A 10,281-nucleotide genomic window follows, 5' to 3' on the forward strand; every position below is an offset into this window, starting at 1 on the left:
AAGTGAATCAGGCGGACTCCACCGGAGCGACTTCAGCGATCGTCTGCACGATCTGCCGTGCCTGGAGAATCCTTCCGATGGGCCCCGCGTCGCGCAACTGCGCAGAAAACGCACTGCGTCCCAGTTGGGCGTGTTGCTGCGGGTGCTGCTGAGGTTGCGGGTGCGCAGGCTGATGCTGTACGTCATGCCGTCCGTGCACCGGCTGGCCATGCTCCGGCGCATGCGTGCGCGCAACTGGCGCGGGCGCATCCTTGACGACCAGGCGCTTGAGCATCTGATCGAGATCGTGCGGCTCGCGTCCGACCATGATCTGGAACGTCGCCGTTGCCTCGTTGCCGAACTGGTCGCGCCCGACGATCTCCACTTCGACCGTGCCGTGCGTGCCCCGCGGCGGCGTGCCGGTGAACGTCAGGTTGCGCGCGTCGAACAGCAGCCATTGCGGCAGCGGTCCGCCGCCGGGGCTGCGGGCGTCGTAGGAAAGCTCCGCGCCCTGGTACGTATCGTCGAACAGGTTCGCCGGCACCTGGATGATCGCGTGCTGCTCTTCGATCACGAAGCGGTTGCCGACCGAGCCGCTCAGCCAGACCTGCGGAATGATCGGCTCGCCGGACAGGCTCGTCCGGTAGCCGCGGCCTTCGGACGGCGTGACCAGGTTGTCGTCGGGGAACTGTGAGTTATCGAGCCCGTTCGAATCGGTCAGCTTGTTGTAGTCGTTCGGCGCGTTGAAGTCGGGGATCAGGTCTTGTGGTTCGGAGAAGAACGGTCGGTTCGAATTCGAGACCTGGGTCGACAGCAGCACAGTCGACGCGCTGTACTGCGTCGTGCCGCCCACCGCGCCGAGGTTGACTCCGGTGGCGTCGGCGACCGGGCTGCCCGAGGTGTCCGTGGTTTCGATCAGCCGCACTGTCAGGCCGCCCGGCGTCCCGCTGAACGAGCCGGACGGCTTGAAACGCAGCCCGTCCGTTGCCGACAGCACGAGCGCATCGTTGTCGCCGAGGCCCGTAGCGGGCACGTCGGTCCACGTTTTGCCGCCGTCGCTCGAGTACTGCCACGTGCCCTGCGACGGCTCCGCGCCGTTGCCGGTGATCGCGATGCCGGCCAGCGTGTTCGCCGTCGAACCGGTCGGATTGGCGCCGCTCTGCTGCTGGTCCGCGCCGTCGTTGAAACTGTGGCCGAACAGTCCGCCGACGGTGTCGCCCGGCGGGTTCGGATCGTCCGGGCTCACCGTGCCGAGCGTGGCATTGCCGCTCGCGAGCGGCGCATCGTTGACCGCGCTGACGACGGTGCCGAGATCGACCGTCGCCGCGCTGACCGCGGTCGTGCCGCCGTTATGCGCGCCCGATACGTCGACGCCGGTAAGCGCCGTGTCGCCTGCGGCGAGGTCCGCGCCGGTCACCGAACCGGCAATCGCCACGCTGGACGAATCGATCAGGCGCGTCGTGAGTTGTCCCGGCGTGCCGTTGAAATTCGCCGCGGGCACAAAGCGCAATTCTGCCGACGACGACAACACCAGCGCGTTCGAATCGCTGAGGCCAGTCGCCGCGATCGTGTTCCAGGTCGCGCCGTTGTCGGTCGAGTATTGCCAGGCGCCCTGCGACGGATCCACGCCGTTGCCGGTGATCGCGATGCCGGCCAGCGTGTTGGCCGTCGAACCGGTCGGATTGGCGCCGCTCTGCTGCTGGTCGGCGGTGTCGGAGAAATTACCGCCGAACAGCGTGCCGACCGTCGCCCCCGCCGGCGCGGCGGTGTCTTCGGGCGTGGCAGGCAGCGTGGCGGAGCCGCTCGCGAGCGGCGCGTCATTGACCGCGTTCACGCTGAAGCCAATCGTCTCGGCCGTCGCCGTATACGCCGAACCGCTCGTGTCGACGCCACTGCCGAGTCCGCTCGGCAACGCCGACAGCGAGCCGTTGGCGGCGCCGTCGAACTGGTCCCAGCCGCGGAACGTCAGCGCATTCGGCACCGTGCCGTTCCAGTTCGGATTCGGCTCGAAAAAGATCCGCGTGTTGGCGTCGGCGGCCAAATGCAGCGCGTTCGTCGCGGAGATTACCGGCAAGCCGCTGCCCGCGAATTCGGTCCAGCTCGCGCCGCCGTCGGTCGAATACCACCACGAGCCTTCGCTCGTGTCCGCCTGCGTGATGGCGACGCCGAGGCCGCCTGGCGTGCTGCCGCCATGCGCGTTCGCGCCGTCGCTGTCGGTCACGTTGCCGCCGCCCGTCAGCGCCGACACCAGCGTGCCGACCGCGCCTTCCGGCGTGCCGGAATCCTCGGGCGTGCCGATCGACACGGGGTTGCCGGCCAGCACCGGTGAATCGTTGTGCGCGACGATCTGGATCGCCGCGGCGGCGGCGTTCGTCGTCGTGCCGGTCGTGCTGTCCATCACCGAAATGGTGACCTGGCGCGTGGTCGTGTCGGGGGTGTCGTTGGAATCGTAGTACTCGACTGCCCGCAGCGCCGCCTGGACGGTGGCCGCGCTCAGGTTCGAGCCGCTCAGCGTCATCGTGCCGGTGGCCGTGTCGAACGAGGCGGTGACGCCGCTCGGCATCGTGCCTGCGACGAGGACGTCCTCGCCCGGCCGGTAATTGGCGATCTGCACCGTCGCGCCCGAGAACGTGTCGGCGCTCGTCACCGCCAGCCCCGGGTCCACCACTACGGCCGCGGCAGCCGGGTCCGAGTTGTTCGGATCGTCGAAGGTGGCTGTCACGATGCCGGTCTGCGGCACTTCGTTGACGGTGACGAATACGGGCGTGCTGGTCATTACGCCGCCCGTGCCCTGCGCGCCGGTCGTGTTGTGGTCGTCGAGCGTCACGCCGATCTTGATACCGGTGCTCACCGTGCTGGTATCAGTGCTCGAATACGCGAGGTTGTCGAGCACTTCGGTGACGGCCGCGTTCGTGGCGCCGGCGCCGAGCGTGATCGACAGCTTGCCGTTCGCCTCCGTGTAAGTGCCGAGCACGCTGCCCCCGAACGTCACGTTGCCGCCGGACAGCATCAGCTGGGCCGTGCCCGTGAACAGGTCGGTGCCGACGGGCGCGGCGGTCGCGCCGTTGTAGCGCTGGACCGTCAGCGTCGCGCCATCGAAGTCACCGCCGAGCGCGGCGATCTCGTTGTCGAGCGCACTGGCTGAGCCGGCCAGTGTCACGGGTGCGCCGCCTTCGGTGTAGTTGACGCTGCCGTTCCAGTTCGTGATGACCGGCGCGGTGTCCGGCGCCTGGAACGAGAAGTCCACATTGCTCTGTGCGTTGCCGCCGGATATGAACGTCGCCGTCGGCGGGCTGTTGCTGATCGACCCGTCCGGGTCGAAGACCAGCGTGTCGGCGGCCGGTATGTTGCCCGCGAGCGAAATCACGACCGTGCCGTCGGGCAGCACGCCGAAGTTGTACGTGCCGTCCGCGCCCGTAGTGGTGGTTTCGTGGACGACCGTGCCGTCGGGCTGCGTGATCGTCGCCGTGACGGTGACGCCGGCCAGCGGCGTGTCGTTCGAGCCACCGGTTTGCGAGAAGGTCGTCGTGTCGTTGCCGAGGTCTTGCCAGACCCGGCCCTGCGCGGTGCCGATGTCGGTCGATGCGCTCGCGCGGTACGTGTTGACCGCCGGGTTCAGACCCGGGTCGAAGTCGCGCGGACCGGTGTCCGTGCCGGCCGCGCCGGTGGTCGAGCCGTTGAAGGTCTGCGGCCCGGCGAGGCTTTGCCACGTCGCGACGGCCGTATCGTTCTGCACCGTCATGCCCGAGGCCACGTTCACCGTGTACGTGATGACCTCGGTGCCGCCCGCGGCGAGCGACCCCAGCGTGTAATGCAGGTCACTGCCGGTCGTCGAATCGACGCCGCCCACGGCGCTGCCGGTCGCGCCGATGAATGCGATGCCGCTTTCGTTCGCCACGGCCTGGTCGTCGACGGCGACGTTGTACGCCGTCGACGAACCCGCGTTGTGCACAGTGACCTGGTACGTGACGGTGCCGTCGGCGTTGTCGACGGCGGTCGCGGTTTTCGTCAGCGTGACGGCCGGTGCGTCGACGGCGACGGCGACGCTGTTCGACGTGGCGGCGCCGCTGTTCACCGACATCGACGCCGAAAGCACCGTACCCGGCATGTTGCTGGCGATGTTCTCGACCACCGCGTTGAACTGGACGATGACGAAGTTGGCCTGCGCCTTGCCGTCGTTATTGGAGAGCGTGCCGAGGTCGATGGTGACGGTGTTGCCGTTGACGGTGATCGCGCCCGGCGGCAGCGCGTTGCCCGGACGGAAGGTGGCGACGTCGTCAGCCGAACTGACGGTGTTCGTGGCGCCCGACGGCGACAGGAAGTTCGCGCCGCCCGGCGTGCCGTCCTGCATCTGCGGCAGCCCCGAGATCGCGTTGTTGCTCGAAACGATGTCGCCGTCCGGGCTGACCAGCGTGAACGTCACGCTGCCCGGCAGATATTCCATGCCGGGCGGCAGGTCGAAGGTCAGCGTGGCCGGGTTGGCGCCTTCCGGAATCTGCACCACACCGTGCAGCGTGACCACTTCGCCGACCGTGGCTTCGGTAGTCGCTTGCGTATTGTTCTGCGCCGGCGGGTTCGTCGGGTCCGTGTTGTTCGATTCGCCGCTGATTGACAGCGTCGGCGTGATCTGGCCGATCTGCACGGTTTGCGTCGCGCTGTTGGCGGTGAACTGATGCCCCTGCTGCGCACCCGGCAGCGAGTAATACGTGACCGGCGTGGCCGTGGCCGACGTGTCGACCGTCATCGTGGTGCCGGCCGGCTGGTTGGTGGCTACGTGCGCCTGGAACGTGAACGTCGCAGTCTGGCCGACGCCGAGCGCGCCGACCATGATGTCCAGCGGGCCGCTGCCGGAGACGCTGCCGCCCGTGCCGCCGCCGGTATATGCCAGCGTGCCCGCGTCGTAGATCAGGCCGGGCGGCAGATTGAGCAGATCGGATACATCGTTGGCAATGCCGGTGCCGTTGTTGGTCAGCGTGACCGTGTAGGTCAGGTCTTCGTTACTGAATACCGTGCCGTTGTTCGCGATCGGCGCGCCGGTGTTGCTGTCGGCTACCGTCATGTGCTCGGTCACGCTCGGATCGAGTTCGGTGAGCGTGGTGCTGGCGCGCGCGGTCTGGTTGGTGTCGTATGAAAGGACCGCGGTGTTCTGAAAGGTGCCACCCGGATCGGGCGTCGCGCCTGGGGCGAGGGTGGCGGTGTACTTAATGACCACCGTGCCGTTGGCGTCGAGCTGGCTGTTGGTCAGTGTCGGGCCCAGATCGAACGTGAGCACGGTCTGGCCGCCGACGATGGAGACCGAGGCGTTGCCGCTTCCCGCGACGCCGTTGAAGGTGATTCCGTCGACGCTGGCGAGCGTCATGCCGGCCGGCAGCGTATCGGTCACGATGATGTCGCTGCTGCCGTTCGACGTCACGCCTTCCGCCACCGTGACGGTGATCTGGTACTGCACGGACTCGCCGAGTACGACATCGTTGAGCGGCACGTCCGCATCGCTGCTGCCAATGACGGTCTTCGCTATGGTGGGCGCGGTGACGGCGATGGTTGCCGAGTCCGACAGCGCCGCCGCGTTTTCGCCGAGCGTCTGCTCGTTCGCGCCGGTGCCCGTGACGAAACCGTTGCCCGCCGCCACGCCGCCCGCGACGCTCGCCCAGTTGACGATCTCCGAGCTTGCCACGAGCGTGGTGCCGGTCGTCTGCGTGGCTTTCAGGCCCAGGTCGTACACGACGTAGACCTTGTCGCCGGCGGCGATGCCCTGCGTGCCGGTGGTGACGGTGAGGCCGGTGCTGAAATAGTCGGCTTCCGCCGTGCCGGACAGGCCGGTGATCAACTGGCCCGCCGAGTTGTAGACCGCGAAGTTGTGGACGTCGGCGGTGGTGTAGCCGGGCGGCAGCGTGCCTTGCACGTTGACGTCCCAGGCGGTTGCGTGACCTTCGTTGTCGACCGTCGACACCACGCGCACCAGGTCGCCGCCATCGACGCCGCTGACGTTGAGGTCGTCGGAATTCAGCGCGGAAGCCGGATCGCTCGCGCCGCTCGGGCTGAACAACGTGCCCACCGCCGTTCCGGCGACCGCGAACGGACCACTCGTGCCGCTCGGCGGGATGCCCGTCTGCGGGGGCCCCGGGTTGGCGGCGTTCGGGTTGGACGTATCCGGCGAAAAAGTACCCTTCGACGGGTTGCCGGCGCTGTCGCCGGTAGTCGACACCACGCCGGTCTTGACCGTCACTTCAGGCTCTTCCAGCGGCGTCTGCTTGATGGCCGACGCGGCGACCGTGTCGCCCGCCGCGTTGGTGTACGAACTGGTGCCCTGGCTGGTCAGCGCGAGGCCGTCGGCGAACGGCTTGTTTGACGCCACCACGCTGAACTGTACCTGGACCTGCTGGCCGGGCGTGTTGTTGGGGTCGTCGCGAGTGCCGAAATTGAACGAGATGCTGTTCGCCGTGCCGTTGGCGACCACGGCCGGCGTGCTCGTCTCGCCGGTGAGCGGGTCGATCACCTTGTAGGTGCCGGCGGCGGGCACGATGTCGGCGCTGTTCGTGTCTTGCGAGGAGACGAGGTTGGTACCGTTCGACAGCGGGTCGGCGGTGTTGAAGACCGGCTCGGGCAGAAAGGCCGTCAGGTCGAGGTTGCCGTAGTCGCCGGTGGTCAGCGTGTACGTGATGCCATACGTGACGGTGTCGCCCGGTTCGATGACCGTGGTATTGCTGGTGTCGCCGTTCACCGCGATTACGCTTAGCACCATCGAACCCGGCGCGACGGTGTCGGTGACTGTCGAGCCGTCGCTGACCGTGCCGAGGTTGGGATTCGTGATGGTCTGCGCCGTGGTGTCGACCGCCACGACCGTCGCGCTCGTGCCGGCCAGCGTGACCGTGTCGGAAATCGTGTCCTTTTCGCGCAGGCTCGCGCCGCTGTTGGCGTTGGTGTACTTGTCGAGCACCTTGGCGACGAACGAGATCACGCCTTGCGTCGGGCCGACCGACGTTGCGCCGGGGTTGCCGACTTCGCCGCCCACCAGCACCGAGCCGAGCGCGCCGCCTTCGATCATGCTGATCAGCATGCCGACGTTGAAGTTCACGGTGGTCGCGCCGGTGCCGCCGGCGCTGTCGTCGCGACTGTAATCCCAGGTGACGCTGGAGCCGCTCGCGTTCACCGTTTCGCCGTTGACGACGGCCGGCGTGTTATTGGGCAAGTCGTCGAACTGAAGCGTCTGGGTCGCGCCGCCGCTCGTGAGCTGGAGCGTCGGCGTCACGTAACCGACGTCGCCGGGCGCCAGCAGCGTCACGCCGTCGCCGATCAGGTCGGCGATTTTCAGGTTGTTCAGCGAGAAATAATCGGACACTTCGAAGGCGATCGAATACGTGACGGGCTCGCCCGGCACGATGTTGCCGTTCATCGAGTTGTCGGTGACCTGGATGGCGAGCGCCTTCGCGACGAACGACGTCGAATCCGTGTTGGTCGAGCTGTTGCCGGAGATGGGCTGCAGGCCGGCGGCGTGATCGACGGACGCGGTGGTGGCCTGCCACGCGCCGGTGTAGCTGTAGATCGCGGTCGTGTCGATCGTGCGCGGCGCGCCGTCCGGCGTCAGCACGGCCACGCCGTTGGCGTCGAATTGCGGCACGAAGACCGGAATCTTGATAACGATCGGCGCGCCGCTGGCGTCGGTGCCGAGCGAGTCGAAATGGATCGTAACGGTGCCGCCCGCCGTGCCCGGGCCGCCGGTGCCCGGATGGAACGTGGCCGTGCCGGTGACGCCGCCGGGGCCGGTGATGCCGATCGTGCCGGCGGTGTATTCCACCTGGTCGGGCAGCTTGAACGTGAAATCGAGACCCTGGATCGCGTCGCCGTTCGTGACGGGCGCGGGCGTGATCGTCACGACGTAGTTGAACGGATAGTCCGGACCGGTGGCGGTTTCGCCTTCGTGCAGGTCGGTTGTGGCGCTGACGTCGAGCAACGAAACCGTCGACGACGAAGATGTCGATGCGCCGATCAGCGACTGGTCGACGACTGGGTCGTTGAGCGGATCGGCGCCGTACTGGAAGCCGCCGCTCGCCGTGATTTTCAGCGGCTGGCCCGTGGGCGCGCTGGACAGCTCAGTGCTGTTGTCCATCGTAAACGTGAGCTTGATCGCCGCGGCGGGCTGGCCCGGCGTGAAGCTGCCGAACGGCAACACCAGCACGTACATCGAATCGCCGGCCTGGTAGCCGGGCGGCGCGGTGATGAACACCGGCTTACCGTCGCTGCCGAGCGCGAGTGGGCTGAACGCGCCCAGCCCTTCGCCGGCGACGTTGGTGATCGTGATTTTCTGGAAGCTCACGGCCGTGCCGAGGAACGTCGCGCTAGTCAGCGTGACTTTCTGGTTGGCGTCGGACGGCACGAACAGGTCGATGAACGGACCGTAGCCGACGGCGTTGCCCGCCGCGTTTGAGAAGTTCACCGTTTCCGTGAAGGTGCTGCCAAGCAGGATGTCGCCGGGCACGGTGGTCGGGTCGAAGGTGACGGTCGGGAGCGGCGTGTCGAGCACACCGGTGTAGGCCGCCATGGCCGCCGTGGTGAACGGCGTGCCGACCGCGAGTACGCCCGTGGTGCGTTCGAGCGTCCAGTCGCCGCCCAGTTGCGCGGCGCCGGTGGCATCGGTCGATGCGCCGACCTGCGCGCCCGTCAGCGCGTGAACGCTGTTGACGAAGGCCGCGCCGCTGTCGCCCGCACCCACGTCGCAACCCCAGAATTCGATGTCGCCATTGGCGGCGAGATGGTCGCCCCACGACGCCACCTGGCCCGCATGGCTCGCGAGCGTGGCGGCCGTGACGGGCGCGTTGCCCAGTTCGAGCTGACCGGCCTGGCCGTAGGTGAGGAAGTGGATCGCGGTAAGGTCCGGACGCCCCTTGAGCGCTGCCGTGACCTGCGCGATACCGTCGCGATCCGGGTCGATCAACACGACCTGGACGTCGCTCTTTACGCCCGCCGCCAAGGTTTGCCAGTTCGAAACGCGTGGATCGACGAAGAGGATTTCGGTTGCGTGCGGGTTGGGCGCGAGGGCCGGGACGCCGGGGTAGAGCGCCGCATTCGCCGACTCGCGATGCAGCTCCGCGTTCAGCCCGTGGTGGTGATGGTGGTGGACATGAGTCGTCGCGTGCGACGCATCGGGATGGGTGTGTTCGTGTGCAGAATGCGCTGCTTTGTTAGCGACGGCGGCAATGCTGCCGTCGAACAGATGACGTGCCTCTAGAACAAGTTTCATGTCTACCCCGATTTTTGTTGTGCAATCTAACTGTTTTAATTTTGCACATCAAGTGTCTTCGGTATGGATTAAACGAGATTTAACTATTGAGTTTTGGGGCCGGGAGAATGGAAACACAATTAAGACTGCTATTTGGGATCCGGCGTTTTAAACGTCATGAGGCCATGGCGTGACATACGTATGAAAGCCCTGCAAAACCTGGCATCGGTAAGGGCTTTGAGCGTGGTTCCTCCCCGTGGAACAGGATGGCTATCACGTGTTTTCGGCTATGGCTGAATGGAAAGACAGCCGCAGCGGCCGCCTGTCAGTTGTGTAAGATTATTTAGAAGAATAGAAATGTAAATGTAAAATTCGAATTGAATTTAAATTCATTGTATGGAATGACCCTCGCTTTAAAAGGGCAGTTTCAAGATACAGGCGCAACACCTCCGGCGTTCTCGCTCATCGTGTGTTGGCGCTTGCATGTTTCGGCCTCGTCGTGGCAGAAGAATCCCGGCATGACGTTGGCGATTCAGACGGCCGGCGAGATGCTGATGCCGAACAGTGAACATTTGCTCGGCTGCATGGCGCCGGATCAAGGCGGTTGCGAGCGGATGTTGATCGAGCTGAAAACACCGGACAAGACCTGATTCGCACGCAATATGAACGGACACTGGTGTCCGGCGTGTTCCATGCACTCGCGTGATTGATGCGATTCAGCGCACCCAACTTGACTGCCTGCAATGCATCAGGCCTGATTAATTCTTGAAGGATATCTTTCTGGACTCCGATACAGACCTGATGGTGATCTCGTTCAAGCGCCTTGTCGATTAATTTGGCTGTCCTTAAGTACTGCGAGTTCGATACCACGCCGGGCCAAGAAGTTGACAGTGCCTTTTACCCTGCTGATGTGCTTGCGGAGCATCGTTCGGCAGGGTTGGGCGACTAAAGGACATAGTTTCGTCGACACTCGACGGGCGCTAGCGGCGCCACCCGCGATGTCGGTAGTATCCACGGCCATAGTAACGGGGGTAGTAATGGGGCTCGTAGTAGCCTGGGCCGTAAAAGCCGCGATATCCGCCGTC

The 10,281-nt window shown here is 65.8% G+C and carries 2 protein-coding genes; one reads left to right on the forward strand and one right to left on the reverse strand.

Going from position 1 to position 10,281, the window contains the following annotated elements; translation table 11 throughout:
- Window positions 1–7: 7 nt before the first annotated feature.
- Complete coding sequence (locus P0D73_RS17805; RefSeq protein ID WP_408432329.1) at window positions 8–9,217, reverse strand: DUF4347 domain-containing protein; 9,210 nt, start codon at window positions 9,215–9,217, stop codon at window positions 8–10.
- A 371-nt stretch (window positions 9,218–9,588) separates the two neighbouring features.
- On the opposite strand from P0D73_RS17805, the gene P0D73_RS17810 reads away from it, so the two are divergent.
- The gene (locus P0D73_RS17810; protein ID WP_408432331.1) at window positions 9,589–9,846 is read left to right on the forward strand and encodes a hypothetical protein; all 258 of its coding nucleotides are present in this window, start codon (window positions 9,589–9,591) and stop codon (window positions 9,844–9,846) included.
- The last annotated feature ends 435 nt before the right edge of the window (window positions 9,847–10,281 follow it).

Origin of the sequence: Paraburkholderia sp. RL18-101-BIB-B (genome assembly GCF_046026985.1) — a bacterium.
GTDB lineage: Bacteria > Pseudomonadota > Gammaproteobacteria > Burkholderiales > Burkholderiaceae > Paraburkholderia.

Excerpts from the sequence above, each read along its gene's own strand:
- P0D73_RS17805 (WP_408432329.1), bottom strand. The coding sequence starts at position 9,217 with ATGAAACTTGTTCTAGAGGCACGTCATCTGTTCGACGGCAGCATTGCC.